The sequence below is a fragment of the Priestia sp. FW507-14D1A genome, assembly GCF_058781295.1.
Genome location: NZ_JBYSWQ010000002.1, coordinates 956306 through 983081, shown reverse-complemented (window position 1 = coordinate 983081; position 26776 = coordinate 956306). Strand labels below are relative to the sequence as shown.

The 26776-nt window shown below is 38.8% G+C and carries 26 protein-coding genes; 19 read left to right on the top strand and 7 right to left on the bottom strand.

The window, feature by feature from the left end; translation table 11 throughout:
• Positions 1 to 3 precede the first annotated feature (3 nt).
• On the bottom strand, positions 4 to 156 hold the full coding sequence (locus AC3WJG_RS13340) for a hypothetical protein (RefSeq protein WP_013055382.1): 153 nt from the start codon (positions 154 to 156) through the stop codon (positions 4 to 6).
• Between the two features lie 118 nt (positions 157 to 274).
• A complete protein-coding gene (locus tag AC3WJG_RS13335; protein ID WP_028407447.1) occupies positions 275 to 1087 on the bottom strand; it encodes a Cof-type HAD-IIB family hydrolase in 813 nt (270 codons plus the stop codon).
• Positions 1088 to 1322: 235 nt separating this feature from the next.
• On the opposite strand from AC3WJG_RS13335, the gene AC3WJG_RS13330 reads away from it, so the two are divergent.
• Positions 1323 to 1631: a metal-sulfur cluster assembly factor gene (locus AC3WJG_RS13330; RefSeq protein ID WP_013055384.1), complete on the top strand. Its 309-nt coding sequence runs from the start codon at positions 1323 to 1325 to the stop codon at positions 1629 to 1631.
• Positions 1632 to 1661: 30 nt separating this feature from the next.
• Here the strand turns inward: AC3WJG_RS13330 and AC3WJG_RS13325 are convergent, their stop codons facing one another.
• Complete coding sequence (locus tag AC3WJG_RS13325; protein ID WP_337133872.1) at positions 1662 to 2360, bottom strand: Crp/Fnr family transcriptional regulator; 699 nt, start codon at positions 2358 to 2360, stop codon at positions 1662 to 1664.
• Positions 2361 to 2711: 351 nt separating this feature from the next.
• Between AC3WJG_RS13325 and argC the strand changes: the two genes are divergently transcribed.
• The 11 genes from argC (at position 2712) to AC3WJG_RS13270 (ending at position 16405) form a co-directional block, all read left to right on the top strand.
• A complete protein-coding gene (gene argC, locus AC3WJG_RS13320) occupies positions 2712 to 3755 on the top strand; it encodes an N-acetyl-gamma-glutamyl-phosphate reductase (RefSeq protein ID WP_098332510.1) in 1044 nt (347 codons plus the stop codon).
• A 49-nt stretch (positions 3756 to 3804) separates the two neighbouring features.
• Entirely contained in the window at positions 3805 to 5037 is a 1233-nt protein-coding gene (argJ, locus tag AC3WJG_RS13315; RefSeq protein ID WP_371264481.1) for a bifunctional ornithine acetyltransferase/N-acetylglutamate synthase, read from the top strand.
• A 12-nt stretch (positions 5038 to 5049) separates the two neighbouring features.
• Positions 5050 to 5874, top strand: coding sequence for an acetylglutamate kinase (gene argB / locus AC3WJG_RS13310; protein WP_337133870.1), 825 nt, complete (start codon positions 5050 to 5052; stop codon positions 5872 to 5874).
• A complete protein-coding gene (gene argD, locus AC3WJG_RS13305) occupies positions 5840 to 6994 on the top strand; it encodes an acetylornithine transaminase (protein WP_098332507.1) in 1155 nt (384 codons plus the stop codon). The genes argB and argD overlap by 35 nt, the downstream gene beginning before the upstream one ends.
• Before the next feature lie 70 nt (positions 6995 to 7064).
• Entirely contained in the window at positions 7065 to 8138 is a 1074-nt protein-coding gene (locus AC3WJG_RS13300; protein ID WP_253352177.1) for a carbamoyl phosphate synthase small subunit, read from the top strand.
• A complete protein-coding gene (gene carB / locus AC3WJG_RS13295; RefSeq protein WP_060746432.1) occupies positions 8131 to 11241 on the top strand; it encodes a carbamoyl-phosphate synthase (glutamine-hydrolyzing) large subunit in 3111 nt (1036 codons plus the stop codon). Before AC3WJG_RS13300 ends, carB begins: the two co-directional genes overlap by 8 nt.
• Positions 11238 to 12188 carry an ornithine carbamoyltransferase gene (argF, locus tag AC3WJG_RS13290; RefSeq protein ID WP_337133869.1) on the top strand — a complete coding sequence of 317 codons (951 nt, stop codon included), beginning with the start codon at positions 11238 to 11240 and terminating at the stop codon, positions 12186 to 12188. The genes carB and argF overlap by 4 nt, the downstream gene beginning before the upstream one ends.
• 104 nt (positions 12189 to 12292) lie before the next feature.
• Positions 12293 to 12937: an SDR family oxidoreductase gene (locus tag AC3WJG_RS13285; protein WP_098790832.1), complete on the top strand. Its 645-nt coding sequence runs from the start codon at positions 12293 to 12295 to the stop codon at positions 12935 to 12937.
• 129 nt (positions 12938 to 13066) lie between these two features.
• Positions 13067 to 13246: a YjzC family protein gene (locus AC3WJG_RS13280; RefSeq protein ID WP_013055394.1), complete on the top strand. Its 180-nt coding sequence runs from the start codon at positions 13067 to 13069 to the stop codon at positions 13244 to 13246.
• A 114-nt stretch (positions 13247 to 13360) separates the two neighbouring features.
• Entirely contained in the window at positions 13361 to 15964 is a 2604-nt protein-coding gene (gene clpB / locus AC3WJG_RS13275) for an ATP-dependent chaperone ClpB (RefSeq protein WP_337133868.1), read from the top strand.
• A gap of 189 nt (positions 15965 to 16153) precedes the next feature.
• Positions 16154 to 16405, top strand: coding sequence for a hypothetical protein (locus AC3WJG_RS13270; RefSeq protein ID WP_014461601.1), 252 nt, complete (start codon positions 16154 to 16156; stop codon positions 16403 to 16405).
• A gap of 28 nt (positions 16406 to 16433) precedes the next feature.
• Here AC3WJG_RS13270 and AC3WJG_RS13265 read toward each other — a convergent pair whose 3' ends face one another.
• Positions 16434 to 17327: a helix-turn-helix domain-containing protein gene (locus AC3WJG_RS13265; RefSeq protein WP_028407458.1), complete on the bottom strand. Its 894-nt coding sequence runs from the start codon at positions 17325 to 17327 to the stop codon at positions 16434 to 16436.
• A gap of 338 nt (positions 17328 to 17665) precedes the next feature.
• On the opposite strand from AC3WJG_RS13265, the gene AC3WJG_RS13260 reads away from it, so the two are divergent.
• Together AC3WJG_RS13260 and galT are read left to right on the top strand one after the other, a co-directional pair.
• Positions 17666 to 18844 carry a galactokinase gene (locus AC3WJG_RS13260; protein ID WP_028407459.1) on the top strand — a complete coding sequence of 393 codons (1179 nt, stop codon included), beginning with the start codon at positions 17666 to 17668 and terminating at the stop codon, positions 18842 to 18844.
• A 30-nt stretch (positions 18845 to 18874) separates the two neighbouring features.
• Positions 18875 to 20398 carry a UDP-glucose--hexose-1-phosphate uridylyltransferase gene (galT, locus tag AC3WJG_RS13255; RefSeq protein WP_098333851.1) on the top strand — a complete coding sequence of 508 codons (1524 nt, stop codon included), beginning with the start codon at positions 18875 to 18877 and terminating at the stop codon, positions 20396 to 20398.
• Between the two features lie 42 nt (positions 20399 to 20440).
• On the opposite strand, the gene AC3WJG_RS13250 is transcribed toward galT, so the two are convergent.
• Positions 20441 to 21325: an NAD(P)-dependent oxidoreductase gene (locus AC3WJG_RS13250; protein ID WP_337133867.1), complete on the bottom strand. Its 885-nt coding sequence runs from the start codon at positions 21323 to 21325 to the stop codon at positions 20441 to 20443.
• A 202-nt stretch (positions 21326 to 21527) separates the two neighbouring features.
• Positions 21528 to 21716 carry a YjzD family protein gene (locus AC3WJG_RS13245; RefSeq protein ID WP_013055400.1) on the bottom strand — a complete coding sequence of 63 codons (189 nt, stop codon included), beginning with the start codon at positions 21714 to 21716 and terminating at the stop codon, positions 21528 to 21530.
• 209 nt (positions 21717 to 21925) lie between these two features.
• Here AC3WJG_RS13245 and AC3WJG_RS13240 point away from each other — a divergent pair, with 209 nt between their 5' ends.
• The 3 genes from AC3WJG_RS13240 to AC3WJG_RS13230 all read left to right on the top strand — a co-directional run bounded on the left by AC3WJG_RS13240 (position 21926) and on the right by AC3WJG_RS13230 (position 24004).
• Entirely contained in the window at positions 21926 to 22666 is a 741-nt protein-coding gene (locus AC3WJG_RS13240; RefSeq protein ID WP_013081744.1) for a hypothetical protein, read from the top strand.
• A gap of 181 nt (positions 22667 to 22847) precedes the next feature.
• Entirely contained in the window at positions 22848 to 23732 is an 885-nt protein-coding gene (locus AC3WJG_RS13235; protein WP_028407462.1) for an NAD-dependent epimerase/dehydratase family protein, read from the top strand.
• Between the two features lie 77 nt (positions 23733 to 23809).
• Entirely contained in the window at positions 23810 to 24004 is a 195-nt protein-coding gene (locus AC3WJG_RS13230; protein WP_013081746.1) for a ComZ family protein, read from the top strand.
• Positions 24005 to 24032: 28 nt separating this feature from the next.
• On the opposite strand, the gene AC3WJG_RS13225 is transcribed toward AC3WJG_RS13230, so the two are convergent.
• A complete protein-coding gene (locus AC3WJG_RS13225; RefSeq protein ID WP_025749899.1) occupies positions 24033 to 24233 on the bottom strand; it encodes a hypothetical protein in 201 nt (66 codons plus the stop codon).
• 256 nt (positions 24234 to 24489) lie between these two features.
• Between AC3WJG_RS13225 and AC3WJG_RS13220 the strand changes: the two genes are divergently transcribed.
• Complete coding sequence (locus AC3WJG_RS13220) at positions 24490 to 25428, top strand: beta-ketoacyl-ACP synthase III (RefSeq protein ID WP_028407464.1); 939 nt, start codon at positions 24490 to 24492, stop codon at positions 25426 to 25428.
• A 39-nt stretch (positions 25429 to 25467) separates the two neighbouring features.
• The gene (fabF, locus tag AC3WJG_RS13215; protein ID WP_013055405.1) at positions 25468 to 26709 is read left to right on the top strand and encodes a beta-ketoacyl-ACP synthase II; all 1242 of its coding nucleotides are present in this window, start codon (positions 25468 to 25470) and stop codon (positions 26707 to 26709) included.
• Positions 26710 to 26776: the final 67 nt, after the last annotated feature.

The following is a 26776-nucleotide window of genomic DNA, read 5'->3' as shown; positions in this document are numbered from 1 at the left end:
AAGTTACTGTCCTCCATGAGGAGTTTGGCGCTGCTGAGCTTGAAATGCTTCTGCCTCTGCCATAGTCATATGATAAGGAATTCGTTCATCATGTTTTTGAACTGCGTCTGCACCTTGTTTCACAAAACGTTTTGATCGATTGCCTCTGCCCATCATAAATTCCTCCTCGTAATATAAATAAAACCGACACCTTAAGAAGTGTCGGTTATAGTGTGTGCTAAATAAAAAAAATGATAGCGATAAAAATTTACCTTGCTTTTCAAAAAAAGCTAAGTTATAAATTTAACGTTTTTTCCAAATAATAAGCAATACCATCATTTTCATTCGATTTTGTTACTTCACGCGCTAGCTGTTTTAATTCGTTAATACCATTTTCCATGGCAATACCGTGTCCTGCAAATTTAATCATTTCAAAATCATTGTCTTCATCTCCAAACGCAATAATTCGTTCGCGTGGAATTTGATAATGATTAGCTACGCGCTCAAGACCTACAGCTTTATTAAGTCCTTTTTTTACAATTTCAACGACATGCCAAGGTGCTCCCCAGCGTCTATGTTCTAGTACTTCTGCATGAACATCTGAAAGGTGAGAGCGTATATCTTGTACATGTTCTTCATCTGCGTGAATTAAAATAGACGTTGGGTCGTGCTGCAGCGTATGACGCAAATCACCCGTTTGTAATTTAGGATCCCCTAGGCTAAGTACATCCATTAATTTTCGATCTTCAAAATGAAGATACACATCATCTTGTACTTCTGCCATGATATTGTTGATGCGATAGTCTTGCATAGCTGTCACAATGTCATGGACAGTGCGGCGGTTTAAAGGTTCGTGATGCGTGCCGAAATCAGGCTGAAGGGGGTGATGAACAAGCGCTCCGTTAAAGTTTACAATAGGCGTGGATAAATTTAATTCGCTGTAATACATAGCACTGGAACGATAAGGTCTACCAGTTGCAATCATTACAATGTGTCCTTCTTGTTTGGCTTTTTCTAATACCCGTTTTGTTGTAGGTGAAATGGTTTTTTCATTCGTTAACAATGTTCCATCCAGATCTAAGGCGATTAAGTGTTGATCGTTTCTCATATAGGGCTCCTTTTAAATTGAAGTAGTTATACGATTATATTGAATTCTACTAATATTCATGCTTGTATTCCCATATTTTACACAACTTTTCCTTAGGAGCAAAGCAGAACGATTGACATGCAAAAGCTGTCTTGTTACGGTGTAAGACATAGTTATTGATTGCTTACGATAAATTGTTTAAGGGTATATTTAATACGTGAAGATAATTACGGAAGTAAGAGAAAGGAGAATGAATATGGATAAACAGTTAGAAGATAAAATCATGGAATCACTAGAAGAAGTAATTGATCCAGAGCTTGGCGTTGATATCGTAAATTTAGGCTTAGTGTATGGTGTAGAAATGGAAGAAAACAACACGGTTATCGTGACGATGACGTTAACTTCTATTGGCTGCCCGCTGGCTGGCGTGATTGGCGAACAAGTGAAAAAACAATTAATTTCTCTTGAAGAAGTAGAAAATGTAGAAGTGAATATCACATTTAATCCTCCATGGGATAAAGATCGAATGACGCGCTACGCTAAAATTGCATTAGGTGTTCAATAAGAAAAAAGCCATCGACGATGGCTTTTTTTCTTATTCAATTCTGCACAATTCCAAAGGGCAGTCCTCACAGTCTATTTCTTTCTTTAAAAAAGAGAGCTTATGAATGATGATTTTTCCATCTGCCATCGAAATCACTTCGTTTTTTCGCAAATCAGCGAGCATGCGATTGACCACTTCTCGAGATGTCCCGCATAGATTGGCGATTTCTTGATTTGTCAACGTTACATTTAATAAAATACCATTTGGCTTCATTACTCCAAAACTATTAGACATGCGGATCAGAGTAGAGTAGAGAGCACCTTTTTTTCCATTTAGAATTAAGTCTCTAAACTTTGTCTGCATTCGCTTGATTTGGAGTCCCATCCACTTCATGTACTCCATAGAAAGAGCAGGGTATTGTGCTAGTTCGTTTTCTAACAACCGTTTTTGAATACTGATTGCCGTACAAGGTTCAATGGCTTTTGCTTGGAGCATATGGGGAGTAGATCCGCAAAACAGCATGACTTCCCCGATTAAGTCTCCTGAACTCGCCAGCTGAAGCGTCAGTTCGCGTCCTTCCGGCGTCACTTTACCTACTTGCACGGCCCCTGACGTAATAAAAAATAAATGAGTTGAAGGTGAACCTTCTTGAAAGAGAAAGTCACCTTTTTTAAACGAAATTTTATGATCAAAGTTCATAAAAAATTGCTGCAGCTCATTTGAAAAAGAATCCGTTGTGATGTTCATCATGTTATCACCTTTTAATTAAAATTTTTGCGACTGTTACTTATTAATCTATTAAGTTAGAACAGTCTGTATATGCTGTACGTCCACTAGCCGTATGAAAAAATCTCATACGGATGATTTTATCGATATTCTTATTATACACAAAAACAACCAGTGTTTTCCAAAACTATCTGTGAACAATTTCTAAACAAAAATAGAAAGATAGTTATAAAAATAAAAACTTATGAATAAATAAAAATGTTTAAAAATATAGAATAAAGTGTTGGATTTTTTAAATATTCATTTGATTTTATTTTTATACGGTATTATAATGATAAATAATTCAAATAGATACGTGGAAAAAGGAGTTTTAAAATGAAAGAATACAAGGTAGGAATTGTTGGAGCAACAGGGTATGGAGGAGTAGAACTGATTCGTTTGTTAGCGAATCACCCACATTTTCATGTTTATGCAGTTTATTCATCCTCTCAGGATGGGATGGAACTAGCAGAGGTTTATCCTCACCTTTCTAATACTGTATATACGCTGCAAGATATAAACCCTAAGAAGATGGCTGAAGAATTAGATTTAGTGTTTACAGCAACTCCTTCCGGTGTTTCTAGCAAACTTGTACCTCAATTAATAGAAGAAGGAATAAAAGTGGTAGATCTATCTGGAGATTTTAGATTAAAAACAGAAGCACTTTATGAAAAATGGTACAAAAAGCCTGCTGCAGCCGAAGCATTTTTACAACAGTCTGTGTATGGATTATCAGAATGGTTTGCAGCCGAAGTCGAAAGCAGTACGTTCGTTGCGAACCCGGGTTGTTATCCAACAGCTACACTGCTTGGGCTAGCTCCCCTCGTTAGTAAACAAATGGTGAAATCAAACTCTATTATCATTGATGCAAAGTCCGGAATCTCAGGAGCAGGGCGCGGTCTTTCGCAAATGGCTCATTATGCTGAAATCAATGAAAATATGAAAATATACAAAGTTAATCAACATCAGCATATCCCAGAAATCGAATCTATTTTAGAAAAGTGGGATGAGGAAATTGGCCATGTTACGTTCAGTACGCACTTAGTTCCAATGACGCGAGGGATTATGAGTACAATATACGCTGAACTTTCTGAAGAGAGCTCAGTACAAGAGCTCCATCAGCTATATGTAGATACATATCAAAACTCCCCGTTCGTTCGCGTTCGAAAAGCTGGTGAATTTCCTTCTACTAAAGAAGTAAGTGCATCAAATTATTGCGATATCGGTATTACATTTGACGAACGAACAAAGCGTGTCACGATCGTTTCTGTCATTGATAACTTAGTAAAAGGGGCAGCCGGTCAGGCCATTCAAAATGCCAATATCATGATGGGATTTGAACAGCAAGCGGGTATCGGACTACTGCCTGTCTTCCCATAAAGTCAACAGCATCACTAATCACGATAAAAGCAGGAGGGAACGTATAGTGATTACGGTTAAACAAACGAAAGAAAAGATAAAGAAAATAGAGAACGGTACAATTGTAACGCCGCTAGGCTTTTCAGCAGACGGTGTTCATGCTGGTTTACGTTATGCTAAAAAAGATTTAGGAGTTATTGTAAGCGATGTGCCAGCTAATTGCGCAGCTGTTTACACGCTTAATGCCTTTCAAGCAGCGCCTTTAGCTGTTACAAAAGAAAGTGTAGCAGTGGAGCAGAAGCTGCAAGCGATCGTTGTGAACAGCGCATGTGCAAATGCATGTACGGGAGAACAAGGATTAAAAGATGCATACCAAATGCGAAATACATGTGCAAAAGAGCTTAATATCCTACCTCATCATGTAGCGGTAGCTTCTACAGGCGTAATTGGAGAGCTTCTAGATATGGAAAAAATCGTGAAAGGCATTGGGTTGTTAAGTCCTTCGTCGAACAAAGAAAAAGCAGAAGAATTTCAAACGGCTATTTTAACAACAGATACAGTGATGAAGTCAGCTTGCTATGAAACAAAAATTGACGGCAAAGTAGTTACCATTGGAGGCACAGCGAAAGGATCAGGCATGATTCACCCAAATATGGCTACGATGCTTAGCTTTATCACAACGGATGCTAAGGTTGAAGCTTCAGTGTTACAAGATGCGCTAGGTTCTATTACAAATAAAAGCTTTAATCAAATTACAGTGGATGGTGACACATCGACGAATGATATGGTTGTTGTTTTAGCAAATGGAAAAGCTGATCACCAGTCGCTTACACCAGATCATCCTGAATGGAATTCGTTTTATGAAGCACTGCGCTTGACGTGTGAAGATTTAGCCAAACAAATTGCACGCGACGGTGAAGGAGCAACAAAACTAATTGAAGTAAACGTATCTGGGGCTCATACAAACGAAGAAGCAAATGTGATTGCTAAACAAATTGTGGGCTCGAACCTAGTGAAAACGGCCATGTATGGAGCCGATGCCAATTGGGGACGAATTATTTGTTCAGTTGGGTACAGCGGAGTAACGCTTAATCCAGAAACAGTGAATGTTTCGTTAGGCAATATCCAGATGTTAGAAAACAGTCAGCCTGTTTCATTTAGTGAAGAAGAAGCAAAGGCTTATTTAGAAAATGATACGGTCGAAGTCTATGTTGACTTGCAGCAGGGAAATGGAATTGGCAAAGCGTGGGGCTGCGATTTGACTTACGATTACGTCAAAATCAACGCCAGTTATCGAACGTAAGGAGAGAGTGAAATGAGCAATGAAAAAATCGTCGTTGTAAAATGCGGAGGCAGCATTGTCAATCAGTTAACAAGCGCTTTTTTTGAAAGTATTCAGCAGTTAAAAGCGAGTGGATATCAGATCATTGTTGTGCACGGAGGCGGACCTGATATTCAAGATACGCTTACCAAATTTCACATTGAAACGGAATTTGTAGATGGGCTTCGAAAAACGTCCAAAGAAGCATTAGAAGTTGTGACGATGGTATTAGCAGGCAAGGTTAATAAGCAGCTTGTAAAAGATCTACAAAAAGCGAACTTAAAAGCGGTAGGACTATCAGGAATTGATGGATTATTGCTTAAAGCAGAGGCAATTGATGTGGAACGTCTAGGTTACGTTGGAGAAGTAAAAGGCGTAAACGATACATTATTAAAACAACTAACTGACAGTAAGTATATTCCAGTTGTTTCTTCCATTGGAGCAGATGAAGAAGGTAATAGCTATAATATTAATGCTGACGTGGCAGCCGGAGCCGTTGCACAAGCAGTAAATGCTGAAAAGCTGATGTTTGTAACCGATGTAAAAGGTGTGTTAAAGGATGGAGCATTGCTTCCTGAGCTTACAAAGTCAGAGATTGATGCACTTATTGAAGAAAAAGTAATTTACGGCGGAATGATTCCGAAAGTAACATCAGCGGTAAATGCGTTATCTCCTTTGCTTGAAGAAGTTCATATTATTAGCGGAACTGATGGATTTTTAGATAAGGAAGGGAAGCTGATTGGTACAGCAATTAAATATAGTGGAAAAGGTGGAGAAGATAGCGATGAGTTCATTGTTTCCAACATATCAACGGTTTGATATCCATGTGGAAGAGGCGCAAGGAACAAAATTAATAGATAACAAAGGAAATGAGTATTTAGATTTTATTTCAGGTATCGCTGTTTGTAACGTAGGTCATCGTCATCCTGATGTTCAAAAAGCGGTCGAAGAGCAGTTAAATAAAGTGTGGCATGTGTCAAATTTATTTCATCAATCGATTCAAGAAGACGTAGCAGGTAAGCTTGTGGAACACTCAAACGGTGATGCAGTATTTTTCTGTAACAGCGGTGCAGAAGCCAACGAAGCGGCGATTAAATTAGCGCGTAAGTACACACAAAAACACAAAATTATTACGTTTACAAAATCATTTCATGGACGTACATTTGCTACAATGACAGCTACAGGGCAGGCAAAAATTCATGATGGCTTCGGTCCTCTTGTTAATGAGTTTGTTTACGTGCCATACAATGATGAAGAAGCATTAAAACAAGAAATGGACGACAGCGTAGCAGCAATTATGGTTGAAGTCATTCAAGGAGAAGGCGGAGTGGTTCCAGGAACCGAAGCATTTTTATTAACCATTCAAGAGCTGTGTAAAAAGCACGAAGCACTGTTTATAGTCGATGAAGTGCAGACTGGAATCGGCAGAACAGGAAAACCATTTGCTTATCAGCATTTTAACGTTTCACCAGATATTATTACAGCAGCTAAAGGATTAGGAAGCGGAATGCCGGTTGGTGCGATGATTGGAAAAGGATATCTCAAAGAAGCATTTGGACCTGGTACTCACGGAACAACCTTTGGAGGAAACCCAATTGCACTAGCTTCAGCCAAAGCAACCTTAAACATTATTTTTAATGAAGCATTTTTGGCAGAGGTTACAGAAAAAAGCCTTTATTTTACCAATGCTTTGAAAAATAGCTTAGCAGATTATTCATTTGTAACCGATGTTCGTGGAAAAGGTTTTATGATTGGAATTGAATGCGGAGAACATCAGTCAGCATTGCTTGCAGCTATGCGTGAAAAAGGATTGCTAGCACTGGGAGCGGGACCGCATGTGGTACGATTGCTGCCTCCTTTAACTGTAACAAAAAAAGAGTTGGACCAAGCGATTCATATCATTGAAGAAGCGTTTAGCCAAACAAAAATTACTTCATAATACAAATTTTTTTGAATATGTTTGTATAAAAATTCTGTTTTATAAATAATTATTCGAAGAGGGATGCACAATGAACGGATATTTACACTTAGCAAACGGCGATTCGTTCGCCGGACACATTGAACATACAGCAACGCACCAGGCAGAAGGAGAAATTGTTTTCTTTACTGGAATGACTGGTTATCAAGAAGTTGTGACTGATCCATCTTACAAAGATCAAATTATCGTCTTTACGTACCCTTTGATTGGGAACTATGGTATCAATGAAAAAGATTATGAAAGCAAAAAGCCTCACGTAGCAGGCGTTGTCGTATACGAATGTTCAGATGAAGGGTTCCATTACGAAGCGATGTACAGCTTTAAACAATATTTAAAGAAATGGAACATTCCGCTTATTACACATGTGGATACGAGAGCGGTCGTAAAACGAATTCGAAAAGAAGGTACGATGCAATCTGCCTTTTCGACATCTGCTGAATCGCCAGCATTTACTGCTGAATGCGATGGATATGTAGTAAAAGAAGTATCAACAAAAGAGCCTGTTACTTACGGAAATGGTGAAAAACACGTTGTATTAATGGACTTTGGGTATAAAAAATCAATTTTACAAGAGCTGTTAAATCGAGAGTGCAAAGTAACAGTTGTTCCTTATTCTACAACCTCTTCAAAAGTAAAAGAACTGCAGCCGGATGGCATTGTCTTATCAAACGGACCTGGAGATCCAACTCAAGTGAGCAGTCAGCTGGATGAATTAAAAGAAATTATTTCATCGTATCCAACTTTGGGAATTTGCTTTGGACATCAGTTAATTGGGCTCGCTTTTGGGGCGCAAACCAAAAAGCTGGCGTTCGGTCACCGAGGAGCTAATCAGCCTGTAATTGATTTAACGACTAACAAAGTGTGTATGACTTCTCAAAATCACAGCTATGTCGTAGACGAACAGACGATTACGTCTACGCCATTAAACGTTCGATTTAAAAATGTGAATGACGGATCGGTTGAAGGTTTAATGCATAAAGACCTTCCTGTTATGTCGGTTCAATATCATCCAGAAGCACACCCTGGACCAAGTGACAGCACGTATATCTTTGATGAATTTATGACGAAAGTACAGCAAGTAGGGAGCGGAAAAGTATATGCCTAAAGACCAAACGTTAAAAAAGATTTTAGTAATCGGATCAGGACCAATCGTAATCGGGCAAGCAGCAGAATTTGATTATTCAGGAACTCAGGCGTGCTTGTCATTAAAAGAAGAAGGTTATGAAGTTATCTTAATCAATAATAATCCAGCTACAATTATGACGGACACTCACGTAGCAGATCGAATCTATTTTGAACCATTAACAGTAGACTGCGTAGAGAAAATTATTGCAAAAGAAAAGCCCGATGGTTTGTTAGCCACATTAGGCGGACAGACGGGTTTAAACTTAGCCCTTGAGCTTCATGAACAAAACATTTTGCCAAAATACGATGTGAAACTTTTAGGAACACCGATTGAATCAATCAAAAAAGGTGAAAGCCGTGAAGAGTTCCGTGCATTGATGAATGAACTGAATGAACCGGTGCCGGAAAGTGAAGTTGTCACAAAAGTAGAAGAAGCGTTAGCTTTTGCCAAGAAAATTGGTTTTCCTGTTATTGTACGTCCTGCTTATACGTTAGGCGGAACGGGCGGAGGAATTGCTCATTCTATGGAAGAGCTTGAAAAGCTTTCAGCGTCAGGTTTGCGTGAAAGTGCTATTACTCAGTGCTTAATTGAAAAAAGCATTGCTGGATTTAAAGAAGTTGAGTATGAGGTGATGCGTGACGTAAACAATACGTGCATCACAATTTGTAATATGGAGAACATCGATCCCGTAGGCGTCCATACTGGAGATTCGGTGGTCGTTGCTCCTTCTCAGACACTAACAGACGTGGAATATCAAATGCTTCGCTCTGCTTCAGTTAAAATTATTTCATCGCTTGGCATTATTGGGGGGTGCAACATTCAGTTTGCGCTTGATCCAAAAAGCAAGCAGTACTATTTAATTGAAGTAAATCCGCGTGTGAGCCGTTCGTCTGCTCTTGCATCAAAAGCAACTGGCTATCCGATTGCTAAAATTGCTGCAAAGCTATCGGTAGGCTACACGCTTCATGAGTTATTAAATCCTGTGACAGGAGACACATATGCAAGCTTTGAACCTGCTCTTGACTATGTAGTAGTGAAATTTCCAAGGTGGCCGTTTGACAAGTTTTTCTACGCTGAAAGAACGCTTGGCACCCAAATGAAAGCAACTGGAGAAGTAATGGCTATTGACCGTAACTTTACACGTAGCTTCCAAAAGGCATTATCTTCTTTAGAAATTGACTTACAAGGATTAGAAGTAGAAGAACTGCAAGAACTTTCAACAGATGAATTAAAAAGCAAGCTGGGCGAACAAAGCGATGAGCGTATTTTTGTTATCCTTGAGCTTTTACGCCGCGGCACAACGCCTGAGTATATCCATGAAGTAACACAAATTGATTATTTCTATTTAACACACTTTGCACAGCTGATTAAAATGGAAGCCTCTTTAAAAGAAGTACGTTTTGATTCGATTACAGCTGAACACTTTAAACAAGTGAAGGAGCATGGTTTTACAGATGCGTATCTAGCAAACGTATGGAATGTGCCAGAACTTGACGTAAGAGCGAAACGTAAAGCACTACATATTACGCCAAGCTATAAAATGGTGGATACATGTGCAGCGGAATTTGAATCTTCAACGGCTTATTTCTACTCTAGTTACTACGGGGAAAGTGAGATTGAACCATCAACGAATAAAAAAGTTGCGATTATTGGTTCTGGACCTATTCGTATCGGGCAAGGAGTAGAGTTCGACTATAGCTCTGTACACGGTGTGCTAGCTCTTGAAAAAGAAGGATACGAAACGATTTTAATTAACAATAATCCAGAAACGGTAAGTACGGATTTTGAAGTAGCAGATCGCTTATATTTCGAACCTGTAACAGTAGAAGACGTATTAAATGTTCTTGATGCTGAAAATGTGACGGATGTAATTGTTCAATACGGAGGTCAAACGGCTATTTCGCTCGTTAAAGGTCTAGAAGAAGCTGGTGTTAATTTATTAGGTATTACAAATGATGTCATTGATGCACTTGAAGATCGTGACCTGTTTTATAAGCTCTTAGACGACTGCGATATTCCTCATATTCCAGGTGAAATGGCGAAAGACGCGAAAGAACTTGTACAAAAAGCAAAAGATATGGGATTCCCATTACTCATTCGTCCTTCTTACGTGATTGGCGGAAAAGGAATGCTGACAATTCAAAACGAAACGGAGCTTCAGGCTTGTTTACCGGCTATTAAAGCGTCTCATTTCCCAATGCTTATTGATGCTTACTTCCCTGGAAAAGAAACAGAAGTTGATGTGGTAGCAGACGGAAAAGATGTGTTGATTCCGACAATCGTTGAACATATTGAAAAAGCCGGCGTTCATTCAGGAGACAGTTATGCGCTTTTACCAGCTAAAACAGTAGAAGCAGCACATAAAGAAAAAATGGTAAGCTACGCTCAAAAAATTGTAAACAAACTTCAATATAAAGGGATTATGAATATCCAATATGTTATTTACAACGATGAAGTCTACATGCTGGAAGTTAATCCGCGTGCCAGCCGTACAGTTCCTGTAGTAAGCAAAGTGTGCAACACGCCGCTTGTTTCGCTATCAACTCAAATATTGCTTGGGAAATCATTGTCGGAAATTAGTGAAAAGCTAGGTTTATTGCCGGATCCAGCTTATACAACTATCAAGTTTCCAGTGTTTTCGACAAGTAAATTATCAGGAGTTGATCCACTTGTTGGACCGGAAATGAAGTCAACTGGTGAAGGAATTGCGATTTCTTCAACGATTGAAGAAGCAGCAAAGAAAGTATTCCATCAGTATGTGTTAAGTAAAAAAGGTGCTGCAGAAGTGTATATCAACGGAGAAGCGCAGGGCCTTGAAGAACTTGCGCAAAGCGCGGGATTAACTCTTGTTAAAGATAAAGAAGTTAGTGAATGGGTGAAAACGAAAGAAGCTTTATTATATGTAAGTTTACAGCCCGAAGATAAAGAAAGCCGTATGTCAGCATTAAAACACGGTTTAATGGTTATGACGGAGGCAGAAACGGCTTCGCTATTTTTCCAATCGTTCCAAGTCGATGAATATCACGTTTCATCACTGCAAGAATGGTTTCAAAAAACTAAAAAGGAAGTGACAGTATCATGAGTACAGTATCGGTAAATACGAATTTAAAAGGAAAAGATTTGCTTACACTTAAAGATTTATCATCAGACGATATTATGTCACTTTTGGAAAGCGCCATTGAGCTGAAAGAAAAGCATAAAAATGGTGAAATCGTAACATCGTTAAAAGGAAAAACGCTGGGGCTCATTTTTGAAAAATCTTCAACAAGAACAAGAGTCTCATTTGAAGCGGGAATGATGCAGCTTGGAGGAAACGCCCTCTTTTTAAGCAGCCAGGATTTACAGATTGGACGCGGAGAAACGATTGCTGATACAGCACGCGTACTATCTGAATTCATCGATGCTATAATGATTCGTACGTTTGAACACAGCAAGATCGAAGAGCTTGCAGATTACGCATCCATTCCCGTTATTAATGGTTTGACAGATGATTATCATCCTTGTCAGGCTCTAGCTGATTTATTAACGATTTACGAGCACAAGAAATCATTTGAAGGGCTAAAAGTAGCTTATGTTGGAGACGGAAATAATGTAGCGCATTCGTTAATGATTGCCTGTGCAAAAATGGGAATAGATATTTCAATTGGATGCCCTGATGGATATGAGCCAAAAGACTTTGTCACAGCTTATGTTCATGAAATAGCTGCTACAACGGGCGCTAAAGTTACGATTACAAAAGATCCTGTAGAAGCTGTGAAAAATGCCGATGCTATTTATGCAGACGTATGGACAAGTATGGGACAGGAAGAAGAAGCACAGCAGCGTTTGAAAATATTTGCTCCTTATCAAGTAAATGCAGAACTAGCTGCCTATGCTAAGTCAGACTATTTATTTCTGCACTGTTTGCCTGCGCATCGTGAAGAAGAAGTAACAGCAAGCATTATTGACGGACCAAATTCTGTTGTCTTTCAGCAGGCTGGAAATCGTATGCATATACAAAAAGCTTTGCTGCAAGCCATTTTATCTTAAGAGAAAAACCCTTTCTGAGAATATCAGAAGGGTTTTTTTTGTTTAAAGGGAATTAATTGAGGGAACACCAATTGTATACTAAACAGAACGAAAGGTGATTTATGATGAAAGTATTAGTTGTTGGAGCAAACGGAACAACGGGAAAACAAGTGGTAGAAAAAGTTGCAAACAGCAAGCAGCATCAAGCTTATGCGATGATTCGCGACGAAAAACAAGCAGACGCGTTAAAGAAGCTGGGTGCCAACGTTGTGCTTGGTGACTTGGAGCAAGATGTTTCAGATGCTTTAAGAGGTATGGACGCTGTCATATTTGCAGCAGGTTCTGGAGGAAATACGGGAGACGAAAAAACAATCGCTGTGGATCAAAACGGTGCTAAAAATATCATTGATGAAGCAAAAAATCAAGGTGTAAAGCGCTTTGTTATGTTAAGTTCAATGGGAACAGACGCACCTGAACAAGGACCAGAAGGCTTACAGCTTTACCTTCGTGCAAAGGCGATAGCGGATGAATACTTAAAGCAGTCTAATCTACAGTATACAATTGTACGACCAGGAACTTTATCGAATGATCAAGCTACTGGGAAAATTGACATCAATAATGATATTGAAGATAAATCTCAGACAATTCCCCGAGCAGATGTAGCAACCGTGCTTGTAGAATGTCTAAACGAAGAAGCTACGATAGGAAAAACGTTTGAAATGCTAGCTGGAGAAACTGAAATCGAACAAGCTATCAAATTTACTCATTAATATAAAAGGGCAGATCTGAAGGTCTGCTCTTTTTCTCTTCCTAATATGAAAACATCTCCATTATGAAACAGAAATCTTAAGGGAATAGTATAGGAGAACATTTCATTTCAGGAATGAGGAGGCAGGACAATGGGACAAAATCGTCATTTCACACCGGGTCAAAAAGCTCCTAATAACGGAGTTTATATTGAAATTGGTGAAACAGGAAGCAACGTAAATAATCCTCAAAAGGTTAAATTAAAAGCAGGAGAGCGTTTTCCAGAGACGGCCAACGATGATCGCCACTGGACGTACATGCGCAAGCCTTAAATAGTAAAAAATAAAGAAGCCATTCTAAATTGAATGGCTTTACTTGTTTTCCTATTGCTGGGTATAATGAAATAAAGGTCAATAAAGGTCAAATGTATCGAAGGAGGATGTTCAATGGATATAAATAAAATGACTCAAAAATTGCAAGAAGGCTTGATGGAAGCGCAGTCCGAAGCTATTAAACGAAATCAGCAGGAAGTGGATATTGCTCATTTGCTTTATACGCTCATCCATCAGCAAGATGGTATTGCTCCTCGCATATTAGATCATTTACATATCGATAATCAATCTTTTCAGCAGCAGGTAAATCAATTGCTTGCGAAAAAACCAGCCGTTACAGGAAGCGGTGCTGAAGCAGGGAAGGTTTATATTACAAATAAACTTCAGCAGCTGTTTGTTAAAGCTCAAGAAGAAGCATCTCGTCTGCAAGATGATTATGTTTCAGTTGAGCACATCTTTTTAGCGTTAGCACAGGAACCGTCTTCTAGTGAATATGGAAAGTTATTTTCAAGTCACGGTATAACAAAAAAAGCTCTGCAAGATGTGCTTACCAGCCTTCGAGGAAATCAGCGAATTACAAGTCAAAATCCGGAAGTCACATATGAAGCGTTAGCTAAATATGGAAGGGACTTAGTAGCAGAAGTACGAGCAGGGAACATTGATCCAGTCATTGGACGAGACGGAGAAATTCGCCGCGTTATCCGCATTTTATCGCGAAAAACAAAAAACAATCCAGTTTTGATAGGAGAACCTGGCGTTGGTAAAACAGCGATTGTTGAAGGTCTAGCACAGCGTATTGTTCGCCGAGATGTGCCTGAAGGATTAAAAGATAAAACCATCTTTTCATTAGATATGGGAGCTTTAGTAGCAGGAGCGAAATTCAGGGGAGAATTTGAAGAGCGTTTAAAAGCTGTTCTTCAAGAAGTTAAGAAAAGCAACGGTCAAATTCTTTTATTCATTGACGAGCTTCATACAATCGTTGGAGCAGGCCGTACGGATGGAGCGATGGATGCAGGGAATATTTTAAAACCAATGCTTGCTAGAGGAGAACTTCACTGTATAGGAGCTACAACTCTTGATGAGTACCGTCAGTATATTGAAAAAGATCCAGCGCTTGAGAGACGCTTTCAACAGGTGCTGGTTGAAGAACCTTCAGTAGAAGATACAATCTCTATTTTGCGTGGTTTAAAAGAACGATTTGAAATTCATCACGGTGTAAACATTCATGACCGAGCGATTGTTTCAGCAGCGGTTATGTCTGATCGTTATATCTCAGACCGCTTTTTACCTGATAAAGCAATTGATTTAATTGATGAAGCATGCGCAACCATTCGAACAGAAATTGATTCGATGCCCTCAGAATTAGATGAAGTAACACGACGTGTCATGCAGCTTGAAATTGAAGAAGCGGCATTAAGTAAAGAAACAGATCAAGCAAGCATCACAAGGTTAGAGGCAATTCGAAAAGAAGTCTCTGATTTAAAAGAGCGTGCAGATACAATGAAGCTGCAGTGGGAAAAAGAAAAACAGTCGATTCAAACGGTGCAAGATGTCCGGGAGCAGCTTGAAAAAGCGAAGCGAGACCTAGAAGAAGCTGAAGGGAAATATGATTTAAATAAAGCAGCTGAACTTCGCCACGGACGCATTCCAGCTCTTGAAAAAGAACTAAAACAGCTGGAAGAAACAGCAGCTGAAAAAGCACAAGAAAACCGTTTGTTAAGAGAAGAAGTAACAGAAGAAGAAATTGCTGAAATTGTAGGAAGATGGACGGGAATTCCGGTATCAAAACTAGTTGAAGGAGAAAGAGAAAAGCTGTTGAAGCTTGAGTCAATTTTACAGCAGCGTGTGATTGGACAAGACGAAGCCGTATCCTTAGTGACGGATGCTGTGATTCGCGCACGGGCAGGCATTAAAGACCCGAACCGTCCGATTGGATCATTTATTTTCCTAGGACCTACCGGAGTAGGGAAAACGGAGCTAGCCAAAACGTTGGCACATTCTTTATTTGACAGTGAAGAACAAATGGTTCGTATTGATATGTCTGAGTACATGGAAAAGCATGCGGTCTCTAGGCTTATAGGAGCGCCTCCTGGCTACGTAGGATACGAAGAAGGCGGGCAGCTAACGGAAGCGGTAAGACGCAAGCCTTACTCAGTCGTTCTGTTAGATGAAATTGAAAAAGCCCATCCCGAAGTATTTAATGTGCTCCTTCAAATACTAGATGATGGAAGAGCAACAGATTCAAAAGGAAAAGTCATTGATTTTAAAAATACAGTTATTATTATGACGTCGAATATCGGTTCTCAATTTTTATTAGACGGTTTAACAAGTGAAGGCGAGATTACTGAAAAAGCCAGAGAGCAAGTGATGGCTCAATTAAGACAGCATTTTCGTCCAGAATTCTTAAATCGAGTAGACGACACGATTTTATTCAAACCGCTGACTGTTCATGAAGTAAAAGGGATTATTGATAAGCTATTGCTTCAGCTTGAAAAGCGTTTATTCGATCGTCATATTTCGTTAACGTTAACAGAGGAAGCAAAAAATTATATTGCAGCCTCCGGGTTTGATCCGGTATACGGAGCTCGCCCTTTAAAAAGGTTTATTCAAAAATATATTGAAACAAAAATTGCCCGAGAATTAATTGCAGGGCAAATTGAAGATTATAGTCAAGTGACAGTTGATGTAAAAGATGATGAGTTTGTTGTCAGCGTATAAGTTTTCTAAAAAGACCATTCATGATAAATTGAATGGTCTTTTTTTGCTATCAAAAGCAGTTCACCTTTTAAAATAAATAAAAGAAAATACGTGAAAGCTAAGCGTAAAAACTTATTCAGTTTTAGGTTGTAGAATATATCTAATTCATTTATGATAATACAAAATGGGCAAAGGAGCATGAATGAGCACATGAAGGACCGTATAGAGCTTATATATGACGAAGCATACGATTTTATAGATCAGGCATTAACTAAAATAAGAGCGCTGGATAAAAATGATCTTCAAGCTGAAAATGAAGAAGTGCAGGAAAAGGCAGAACGGACAGAGTTTGCACTTCAAGCTGCACGAGATATTTTAGAAAATATGATTATCCCCGGTAAAAAATTGACTTTTATTTACGAAAAAGGTTCTGTGGTAGTAGAAATTCCCGATAAAAAATAAAAACGACTTCCTTTTATGGAAGTCGTTTTTATTTTGGCAATGCAAAGTGCTCATCAATGGATGCATCACTTTTTCGATACTGCCCGGGTGTCATATTGGTCGTTTTGCGAAATACTTTTGTTAAATAATTGGCATTTGCATAGCCGACGTTTTCAGCAATTTCTTCGATTGAGTACTTGGTTTGATGCAATAGCTCGGCCGCTTTTTGAATGCGAAGCTTCGTTAAATATTGAATCGGCGTAATCCCAGTCGTTTGTTTGAATAACCGGCTAAAATGATAGCGAGATAAATGAGCTGCATCTGCCATTTCATCCGGACCGATTTCTTCATGATAATGATTACGGGCAAATAAAATAGAGCTAATAATACTTTCAGGCCAATCTTCTGTAAAACTGTCCATGCTTTTAATATATTGGTACAGCTCCATTACAAAGCGGTAAGATAAGCTTGAGGCATGAAATGGGTCTGCTATATGTTTTTCACTTGCCCGTTTATATATTTGAGCAAGCAGCTGAACAGGTGCTGATTCAGGATGAAATCTAATTACAGGGGAGTGGTTTGACTGAATATAATCCCAGCATTTTTGTACTTCATCTCCGTATAATGTAAGAAAAATAAACTCCCAGTTTTCACTTTCCTTTGGTAAGTAATAGCGATAATTTCCAGGTATATTGACGATGAATGCTTTCCCAGCATCCACTTTATATTCTTGTCCATCTATTTCAATCATCCCGTACCCAGAAACCGTGTATTGAAAAATATATTTCCCTACGTCTTTTCGCTGATTTCCGCTCCAGTTATAAAGGGGAGAGAAAACTTCATCCCACCCAACAGACCATAGCTGCGCAACTTCATTTGTGCGGGATTCTAAAAACCTGTATGCGTACGTTGAATATTCTTGAGCTTGGAAATGTGAGAGCAAATTTTCACCTTCTTTTTGAAATAAAGTAGTACTTAATTCTTACTTTAACGTAATCGCTTTCATTTTTCTATAATTTTTTGAAAATATCGTGATTATTTTTAGGGAATGTCTCTAAATCTATTACTTTCTTATAATTTGCAAGTCAAGGCTCACATAAAGATAACCCCTTTTTGGCGCAAGAGTAGTTCATCGTCAATTCAAAAGAATCATTTTTAAAGGGATAAGCAAAAAAGTACCGATTATCGATAGTAATTTTACCATTGAGGCAAGGAAAATTGGACTTTACAATGTACATATGAATCCGTTTCCAAAAAACTACTTAAAATAGGTGATAATAAATGCTGGGAAAATTAATCGAAGAGTTCAAACAAATATTTCATTCGTCAGAAGCTATTCGCTGCTTTTTTGCGCCAGGACGTGTCAATTTAATTGGAGAACATACTGATTATAATGGAGGGCATGTTTTTCCTTGTTCATTGAGTATAGGAACGTATGCGGTAGTACAAAAACGTCACGATCGAAAAATACGTATGTACTCTAAAAACTTCTCTGAAGCAGGCGTTATTGAATCCTCTTTAGAGCAATTAACGTACAAAATCGAAGATGATTGGGCTAATTATCCAAAAGGAGTAATGGATACCTTTAAAAAGCACGGATATGACCTTCCTTTTGGTTTTGATATCTTGTTTTTCGGCAACATTCCTAATGGAGCAGGGCTTTCATCATCGGCATCAATTGAGTTAGTCACATGCGTACTTTTAAATAAAATTCTTGAATTGAATATCGATATGATGGACCTTGTAAAAATGGCGCAGCAAGCTGAAAATGAATTTATCGGCGTAAGCTGCGGGATTATGGATCAGTTTGCAATTGGAATGGGAAAAGAAAATCAAGCCGTATTGTTAAACTGTCAAACTCTTGAATACCAGTATAGCCCGCTGCAGTTAACAGATGCTGTGCTCGTTATTTCTAACACAAATAAGCGAAGAGGGCTGGCAGATTCAAAATATAATGAGCGCCGTATGGAGTGTGAAAGAGCGCTGTCAGATTTACAAACGTCACTTTCCATTAATTCGCTTGGTGATTTAACCAAAGAACAATTTGAAAAGCATAAATCTTTGATACAAAACGAAGTAGATTGTAAGCGCGCTAAACATGCGGTATATGAAAATGAACGCACAAAAGAAGCGGTTGCTAAATTGCAAAACGGTGATTTAAAAGGGTTTGGTCAATTGATGAATGAGTCGCACCGTTCGCTGAGAGATGACTATGAAGTAAGCGGGAAAGAACTAGATGCTCTTGTAGAAGCAGCTTGGTTGCAAGAAGGCGTGATTGGATCACGCATGACAGGTGCAGGCTTTGGGGGCTGTACAATCAGCATCGTAAAAAAAGCACAGGTTGATAGGTTTATTGAGGAAGTAAAAGAAGCCTACTATAAGAAAACAAGTTTAGAAGCTGAATTTTACGTGGTTACCGTTGGAGAAGGAGCGCGCGAACTCACATTAGAAGCAGTATAAGAAAAAACAGATAGAGAAAGGAACGAGTGTATGTCAGTCAACATTCATGAAGAAATCACCCGACTTATTCAATATGGTCTGCAAAAGAATCTATTAACAAAATGGGATATAGATGTGGTGAGAAATAAACTGCTGGAAGTGTTAAAGCTCGATGAATACATCATGGTAGAAGTCAAACAAGAACGTCTGGAACATCCAGCTGCTATTTTAGACAACATGCTTGATTGGGCTGCTAAAAACAATCGAATTGCCGAGAATTCTATCACGTATAGAGATTTATTCGATACCAAAATAATGGGATGCTTTGCAAGCATGCCGTCAGAGGTTAATCGACTATTTTATGATTATTATCAACAAAGTCCTCAAAAAGCCACAAGCTACTATTATAAGCTGTCAAAAGACATTCACTACATTCGCCAAGATCGAATTGCTAAAAACGAAAGATGGGTAACAAACACTGATTTTGGAGAGCTTGAAATTACGATTAATTTGTCTAAGCCGGAAAAAGATCCAAAAGCAATTGCAGCAAGCAAATCATTGAAGGAAAGCAACTATCCACTGTGTCTTCTCTGTAAAGAAAATGCTGGTTATGCAGGTCGTATTAACCACCCAGCTCGTCAAAATCATCGGATTATTCCTGTGGAATTGCAAGAAGAGCTGTGGTACATGCAGTTTTCACCTTATGTTTATTATAATGAACATGCCATTATTTTTGCGAGTGAACATACACCCATGCATATTTCAAAGCAAACGTTTAAGCGGCTGCTTGCCTTCGTTGAACAATTTCCACATTATTTTTTAGGATCAAATGCAGATCTACCCATCGTAGGAGGATCTATTTTAACTCATGACCACTTTCAAGGCGGCTATCATGAGTTCCCTATGGCTAAAGCAAAAATGAATAAATTGTTCTCTCTCAAATCGCATGCAGAAGTGAAAGCCGGAATTGTTCATTGGCCGATGTCGGTCGTTCGTCTTCAAAGTCCGCACCTTGCACCATTAGTGGAAGCAGCAGATTTTATTTTGAAGAAATGGAAATCATATAGTGATCAAAGCGCTGGTATTTTAGCTTTTACAGATCAAACTCCTCACAATACAGTCACACCTATTGCTAGGAAAAGAGGAGATTTGTACGAATTAGATTTAGTACTGCGAAACAATCGAACAAACAGCAAACATCCAGATGGCATTTATCATCCGCATGCAGAAGTTCATCATATAAAAAAAGAAAATATAGGTTTAATTGAAGTAATGGGGCTTGCAGTTTTACCTGGTCGTTTAAAAGACGAAATGAGTCTAGTTGCCAAAGGGTTAGTTCAGAATAACCTGAGCGAGTTAGCCAGCAGGCATGACCACTTAAAAAAACACGTGGAGTGGGCTGAGCACATCAAGAAAAAGTATCCGCATATTGAAGAGAAAAATGTTCACGAGATTCTCCAACAAGAGCTTGGTTTAGTATTTGCGACTATTTTAGAACATGCAGGTGTGTTTAAACAAACTGCTGAAGGACAGTTTGCATTCAGTCGCTTTATGAATTCGTTAAATGAAGAGTAAATTATTAATAAAAACAGGCAGCTCATTATGAGCTGCCTGTTTTTATACAGTTAGGGCATGCTGTTTTAACAGGGTATATAGAGCCTGCGTTCCTTTATTGTCATCGCCTTGTTTTTCAAGCTGTTCATAAAGCGATTTTGCTAATTTTAATCCTGGTGTATACAGCTCCATTTCTTGGGCTGATTCAATGGCAATCTTCATATCTTTAATAAAGTGTTTAATATAAAAGCCCGGTTCGAAGTCTCCTTTAATCATGCGAGGGGCTAAATTGCTTAACGACCAGCTTCCCGCTGCACCTGTTTCAATACTTTTTAAAACGGTGTTCGGATCTAATCCTGCTTTTTCAGCATAAAGTATCGCTTCGCATACACCCATCATATTGGAGGCAATAGCAATTTGATTGCACATTTTTGTGTGTTGACCAGCTCCAGCGCTGCCTTGAAGAACGATATTTGTTCCCATTTTTTCAAGAATAGGCGTAACGGTAGAGAACGCTTCAGCATCGCCTCCTACCATAATCGCTAATGTTGCGTTTTGAGCTCCAATATCGCCTCCTGAAACAGGAGCGTCAAGCGCATGAATGTGCTTCTCTTTTGCTGCTTGATAAATCTCACGAGCAAGGATAGGGCTTGATGTTGTCATATCAATTGTATAGCAGCCTTTCTTTGCATTATGTATAATGCCGTCTTTGCCTAAATAAATCTCTTTTACATCGTGAGGATAGCCTACCATGGTGATAATAATATCAGATTGTTCGGCCACTTCTTGAACGGTTTCTTTCCAGTTGGCCCCTTTTTCAAGTAGTGCTTGAGCACGAGTTTTTGTTCGCGTATAAACAAGGACGTCATATCCTGCGTCAATTAAATGCCCGGCCATGCTTTGACCCATAACGCCTGTTCCGATAAAACCAATTTTTTCTTTAGTCACGGCAGTATTCACTCCTAAAATTAATAGTTTGATTATTCTAAAATTATATAGTTAAAGGTTGGGATAATCAATGATTATGAATGTATATAAATGTAAAAAACAGCTTCAGTCACTTGTTTTGAATACGAGTTAACGAAAGAAATTGCTGAGAAGAGCTTATGTCAAAAGATAAAAAAAGCGCTGGCTTTACAGCCAACACTTTTTAGTGATGATTATTTGCTGGTTTATTCGGTACACCCAGTTCTCCAATCAAAATTACAACTAGCGTGAAAACTACTCCAAGGATGGAAGCGGTTGCGAAACTGTAAGTACCGCCCGTCATTGCAGAGATTACGTACACTGCCATATTCATTAGTAAAAAGCCCCAAACAAAAGCCATTACGACACGCATTCTATTCACCTCGTTTACAGTACAGTTTGATTTCATTTTAGCATATAGCAGTCAAATAAGAAATTGAATTTTTTATGAATAAATAAGGGGCGTGTTCCCATATAGAAACAAAAGAGCAATAAGTCAGAAATAGGCATTATTCTAGTGCGCTTTTTGATGGTTCTATCATACACTGTATGGAACAACTAGTAAGTTACGGAGGAAGAGCTATGATACATCGACGCTTTTTTAGCTTAGATACGCAATGGAATGTCGTACATGTCCCTGAACGACCGAATGGTTTCGGTGTGTTAGTATTGGGTGATAAAGATCATTTTGTTGAAAGTTCAACTAGCTTATGGATTCAGCACGGCGGAAGGTCACAGCTGTTGCAATGTTTACAAGATGAAGGATACACAGTATTTTATTCCAATTTATATGGCCGGCATTGGGGGTCTCCTGAAGCATATCACCTTGCAAAACAACTTTATCATTTAGTAATGAAACAAGAAATTTTAAATAAACGAATTCATATTTTAGCTGAAGGAATGGGGGCTCTGTTAGCGCTGCAGCTAATGGAAAATGACGGGAATACGTTCGTTCGATCAGCTGGTTTACTAAATCCATGTATTGATCTTCATACGCATGCAGAACATGAAAAAAACAATAAATTCTTTTATAAACAATTCACGAAGGACTTGACTCAAGCTTATAAAGTGGAGCGCAAGCAAGTATCAAAGTTAATTAAGGAGTACCCTTCTGTTACAGAATTAAAATCAACGCTGCCCGTGAAGATATGGACGGCGCCTAATGCCTCTACTCATTATCCAATTGCACACAGTAAAAAATATGAACTACATCGTGAAGAACTTCACTCTCCGATTATGCTTTCACTTTATTTACCGGAAAAAAACTATTTGTTTGAACGGTCCCTTCTCCAATTTTATAAACAGCATGAAAAAGTGTTATAAGCAAAGCTTCTATGATTATACATATCATAGGGGCTTTTTGTATAAGAGATAAAATGAAAAAAGAGTTCATGATGCTTTTACAGGTGAGCTTCTTTGAAATAAGGAATGAGTGGCCTTTATAACTATAGGGATTTAAGCTTTTTGTTGAATAAATGATGAATGAAGAATTGGAGGAAGCGATATGGGAAATGTAGTAGTAATAGGGGCAAACCGCTTTATTGGTTTTCATTTATGTATGGCTTTTTTAGACGAAGGTACAGAAGTAAAAGGGTATACACATTCTGCTCATAAAGAAGAAGATGATTTGCAGGAAGAGATGAAATTTTTCTTAGGGCGAAACGCTAATTATGCATCGACTGAAGTAGGAGAGTCATTAGATATGATCACCTCAGAAACGGATATTGTCTACTTTACGTATTTCGATGGAGGAGATTTTTATCATCCTGATTTTTTAAGACAAGAAATGCAAAAAGCGCAGCAAGTGCTCATTCAAGCGCTTAACAAATGCCGTCAATTCAACATTCGATTTGTGTTTGTTTCTACCATGCGCGTATTTGGAGACCAGCAGCGAAAGATTGAAGAAACAACGATTCCAGAACCGGACAGTAGTGAAGGAAGGCTATACGTTCATTTTGAGCGAATGATAGAGAAATATAAAGATGATGGATGGCCCATTATAATTGTCAGAACGCCGACTCTTTACGGACCTTGGCAGCCTTTGTCAATGTGCTATTCCAAAAATATTGCCGGGTACGAAGAGGCATTTAACATTATGGAAGGCACGGATTTTATTATTTACATTGAAGATGCCGTCAGTGCACTTAGACGCTGTAAAACTGCTGCATATTCATATGAAGTGGTTCATTTAGTGGAAGAAAAGTTACAGCCTTGGAGCGCAGGAGCAAACATTACTCATATGGAGGTGAAGGAAGAAGCGGCTCAAGAAAAATATGAAATCAGCAGGAAAGCGAAAGAACTACTGCATTTTTCTTCAAAAGTAACGGCTAAAGAAGGCATTTATCTGCAAAAAAAACATATGAGAACATTCTTTTTACCTCTTCATTAAAAGGAGAAAGTTGTACTTATAGAATAGATTCGCTAATATAAGGAGGAATAAATGTTTTTAATAAAGGAGATTTCACTATGGAAGAGCAAAATATGCAATTCATGCAAATTGCAATGAAGTACTTGCCAGAAGCAAAACAGATCTTAGATGAAACAGGCGTTGAGTTATCAATGGAACACGTACAGCCGGTATTGACATTACTAACAAAAGTAATGAACGACGCTTATGAGCTTGGCAAGCAAGATGCATTAGCTGAAAATGAAAACAACTAAAGAAAACAGCTCGGTAGAATCCGAGCTGTTATTTTTGTTTGGAAAATAAATCGACTAAAGGGGCAAACTGTTTAAGAAGAGGAGCTAGTTCTTCGACGGCGAGTACAATTTCATCGATTTGTTTAAATAATCGTTCCCACTCCTCTCGTTCTCTTTCTTCTCTTGATTTTCTGCGCCCAGCTCCAAACATAAAATCAGAAAAACCTTCATTTCTTTGTCTTCTTGCCATGATACTCATTCCTTTCACTATTTTAATGGTGGGTAAGTTCTTACCTAATGTTCCATACTAGAGTAAGAGGGTCCCGTATGATTACTATATGTAGCATGATAGATACCTGAGTAGGACGAACACCTATATAGACAAAAAATAAAAAATGAAGTAAAATTAGTACCAACTCATAATAATTGATTATATAATCGATAAATGAAATGACGGATATAGGTTTTATAGGAATATAAGCCTTTTATTTAAAGGAGAGGTTGATATGAACGCTGGTGTTCTAGGAATTGGACGTTATGTACCAGAGAAAGTTGTAACAAATTTAGATCTTGAAAAAGTAATGGATACATCAGATGAGTGGATTCGTACGCGCACAGGTATTCAAGAGCGCCGAATTGCAGCTGATAACGAGGACACATCTGATTTAGCTTATAAAGCAGCAGTTGAAGCTTTACATAAAGCTAACGTCAAAGCAGAAGATATTGACATGATCATTGTTGCTACGGTAACGCCAGATCAACCGTTTCCTACAGTATCATGTATGCTACAAGAAAAATTGGGAGCAAAAAAAGCAGCTTCTTACGATGTGAGTGCTGCATGTGCAGGGTTTATGTACGGCATGATTACAGCTAAGCAATTTATTGAAACCAATGCTTACAAGCATATATTAGTGGTCGGTGTAGAAAAGCTTTCTAAGATTACAGATTGGGACGACCGTAACACGGCTGTTTTATTCGGAGACGGAGCAGGTGCAGTTGTAATGGGACCTGTATCAGAAGGACGAGGTATTTTATCCTTTGAACTAGGGTCGGACGGTACGGGAGGCAAGCACTTGTATCAAAACGAGCTTGATCATATTGTCATGAACGGACGTGAAGTATTTAAGTTTGCTGTTCGACAAATGGGGGAATCTGCTGTTAATGTAATTGAAAAAGCGGGTTTAACAAAAGAGGATGTTGATTTTCTTGTACCTCATCAAGCGAATATTCGTATTATGGAAGCTGCAAGACAGCGATTAGATTTGCCTGAAGAAAAAATGTCTAAAACAATCCAATACTATGGCAATACATCAGCAGCATCGATTCCAATTTCAATTGTTCATGAGCTTGAAGCAGGGAAAATTCAAGATGATGATTTAATTGTAATGGTTGGCTTCGGAGGCGGCTTAACATGGGGAGCTATTGCTATTAGATGGGGAAAATAACACTACATTTTTAAAGCAACTGAAGGAGATGAATGTACGATGAATAAAAAACGTGTAGTTGTAACAGGACTTGGTGGGCTTACACCAATTGGAAATGACGTAGAAACAGCTTGGAAAAACGCAGTAGCAGGCGTGTCTGGCGTTGGTCCTTTAACAAGACTAGATGCAGATGAATTCCCGGCTAAAGTAGCAGCTGAAGTAAAAGATTTTAACGTGGAAGATTTTATTGACCGCAAAGAGGCTCGTAAGATGGATCGCTTTACTCAATATGCAATGGTAGCTGCATTGGCGGCTGTTAAAGATGCGGATTTGACTATTACAGAAGAAATTGCTCCAAACGTCGGCGTTTGGATTGGTTCTGGAATTGGCGGTATGGAAACGTTTGAAAACCAATATTCAACGTTATTAGAAAAAGGTGCCCGCCGTGTAAGTCCATTTTTCATTCCGATGATGATTCCTGATATGGCAACAGGACAAGTTTCTATTGCTTTAGGGGCGAAAGGCGTGAACTCTTGTACGGTAACGGCATGTGCCACAGGTACAAACTCTATTGGTGATGCGTTTAAAGTCATTCAACGCGGAGATGCAGACGTGATGGTGACGGGCGGTACGGAAGCGCCAATCACGCGTTTATCTATTGCTGGTTTCTGTGCGAATAAAGCACTTTCTACAAATCCAGATCCTGCAACAGCATCTCGTCCGTTTGACAAAGACCGCGACGGCTTCGTTATGGGAGAAGGTGCGGGTGTTATTGTGCTTGAAGAGCTTGAACATGCACTAGCGCGCGGCGCACGTATTTATGCTGAAATTGTGGGCTATGGTTCAACAGGAGATGCTCACCATATCACAGCGCCAGCTCCAGGAGGAGAAGGCGGCGTTCGTGCAATGCGTCATGCCATTGAAGATGCAGGCCTACAGCCAAGTGATATTGATTACATCAATGCTCACGGTACAAGTACAGGATACAATGATAAATTTGAAACAATGGCTATTAAAGAAGTATTTGGTGACCACGCTCAAAAAGTAGCAATTAGTTCAACAAAGTCAATGACTGGCCACTTGTTAGGAGCTGCTGGCGGAGTAGAAGCTATTTTTAGTGTGAAGGCAATTCAAGACGGTATTCTTCCTCCAACAATTAACTATCAAACACCTGATGAAGAGTGCGATTTAGACTACATTCCAAACAAAGCGCGTAAGCAAGAAGTAAAAGCGGTGCTAAGCAACTCACTTGGATTTGGCGGTCACAATGCAACAATCATCTTTAAAAAATACGAAGCATAATGAAAAATTCTAGGCTGATGCCTAGAATTTTTTTTATTTTTAATAACCAAAAGAGCAGCTGTGAACA

What these genes read in the sequence shown, in the direction of transcription:
- AC3WJG_RS13335 (WP_028407447.1), bottom strand. Translation starts at nt 1,087, where the DNA reads ATGAGAAACGATCAACACTTAATCGCCTTAGATCTGGATGGAACATTG.
- AC3WJG_RS13235 (WP_028407462.1), top strand. Translation starts at nt 22,848, where the DNA reads ATGGGAAATGTAGTAGTAATAGGGGCAAACCGCTTTATTGGTTTTCAT.
- AC3WJG_RS13245 (WP_013055400.1), bottom strand. Translation starts at nt 21,716, where the DNA reads ATGCGTGTCGTAATGGCTTTTGTTTGGGGCTTTTTACTAATGAATATG.
- AC3WJG_RS13270 (WP_014461601.1), top strand. Translation starts at nt 16,154, where the DNA reads ATGAAGGACCGTATAGAGCTTATATATGACGAAGCATACGATTTTATA.
- argC (WP_098332510.1), top strand. Translation starts at nt 2,712, where the DNA reads ATGAAAGAATACAAGGTAGGAATTGTTGGAGCAACAGGGTATGGAGGA.
- AC3WJG_RS13230 (WP_013081746.1), top strand. Translation starts at nt 23,810, where the DNA reads ATGGAAGAGCAAAATATGCAATTCATGCAAATTGCAATGAAGTACTTG.
- fabF (WP_013055405.1), top strand. Translation starts at nt 25,468, where the DNA reads ATGAATAAAAAACGTGTAGTTGTAACAGGACTTGGTGGGCTTACACCA.
- AC3WJG_RS13225 (WP_025749899.1), bottom strand. Translation starts at nt 24,233, where the DNA reads ATGGCAAGAAGACAAAGAAATGAAGGTTTTTCTGATTTTATGTTTGGA.
- argD (WP_098332507.1), top strand. Translation starts at nt 5,840, where the DNA reads ATGAGTTCATTGTTTCCAACATATCAACGGTTTGATATCCATGTGGAA.
- AC3WJG_RS13340 (WP_013055382.1), bottom strand. Translation starts at nt 156, where the DNA reads ATGATGGGCAGAGGCAATCGATCAAAACGTTTTGTGAAACAAGGTGCA.
- AC3WJG_RS13240 (WP_013081744.1), top strand. Translation starts at nt 21,926, where the DNA reads ATGATACATCGACGCTTTTTTAGCTTAGATACGCAATGGAATGTCGTA.
- AC3WJG_RS13285 (WP_098790832.1), top strand. Translation starts at nt 12,293, where the DNA reads ATGAAAGTATTAGTTGTTGGAGCAAACGGAACAACGGGAAAACAAGTG.
- carB (WP_060746432.1), top strand. Translation starts at nt 8,131, where the DNA reads ATGCCTAAAGACCAAACGTTAAAAAAGATTTTAGTAATCGGATCAGGA.
- AC3WJG_RS13300 (WP_253352177.1), top strand. Translation starts at nt 7,065, where the DNA reads ATGAACGGATATTTACACTTAGCAAACGGCGATTCGTTCGCCGGACAC.
- AC3WJG_RS13260 (WP_028407459.1), top strand. Translation starts at nt 17,666, where the DNA reads ATGCTGGGAAAATTAATCGAAGAGTTCAAACAAATATTTCATTCGTCA.
- AC3WJG_RS13330 (WP_013055384.1), top strand. Translation starts at nt 1,323, where the DNA reads ATGGATAAACAGTTAGAAGATAAAATCATGGAATCACTAGAAGAAGTA.
- AC3WJG_RS13220 (WP_028407464.1), top strand. Translation starts at nt 24,490, where the DNA reads ATGAACGCTGGTGTTCTAGGAATTGGACGTTATGTACCAGAGAAAGTT.
- clpB (WP_337133868.1), top strand. Translation starts at nt 13,361, where the DNA reads ATGGATATAAATAAAATGACTCAAAAATTGCAAGAAGGCTTGATGGAA.
- argF (WP_337133869.1), top strand. Translation starts at nt 11,238, where the DNA reads ATGAGTACAGTATCGGTAAATACGAATTTAAAAGGAAAAGATTTGCTT.
- AC3WJG_RS13280 (WP_013055394.1), top strand. Translation starts at nt 13,067, where the DNA reads ATGGGACAAAATCGTCATTTCACACCGGGTCAAAAAGCTCCTAATAAC.
- argB (WP_337133870.1), top strand. Translation starts at nt 5,050, where the DNA reads ATGAGCAATGAAAAAATCGTCGTTGTAAAATGCGGAGGCAGCATTGTC.
- galT (WP_098333851.1), top strand. Translation starts at nt 18,875, where the DNA reads ATGTCAGTCAACATTCATGAAGAAATCACCCGACTTATTCAATATGGT.
- AC3WJG_RS13325 (WP_337133872.1), bottom strand. Translation starts at nt 2,360, where the DNA reads ATGATGAACATCACAACGGATTCTTTTTCAAATGAGCTGCAGCAATTT.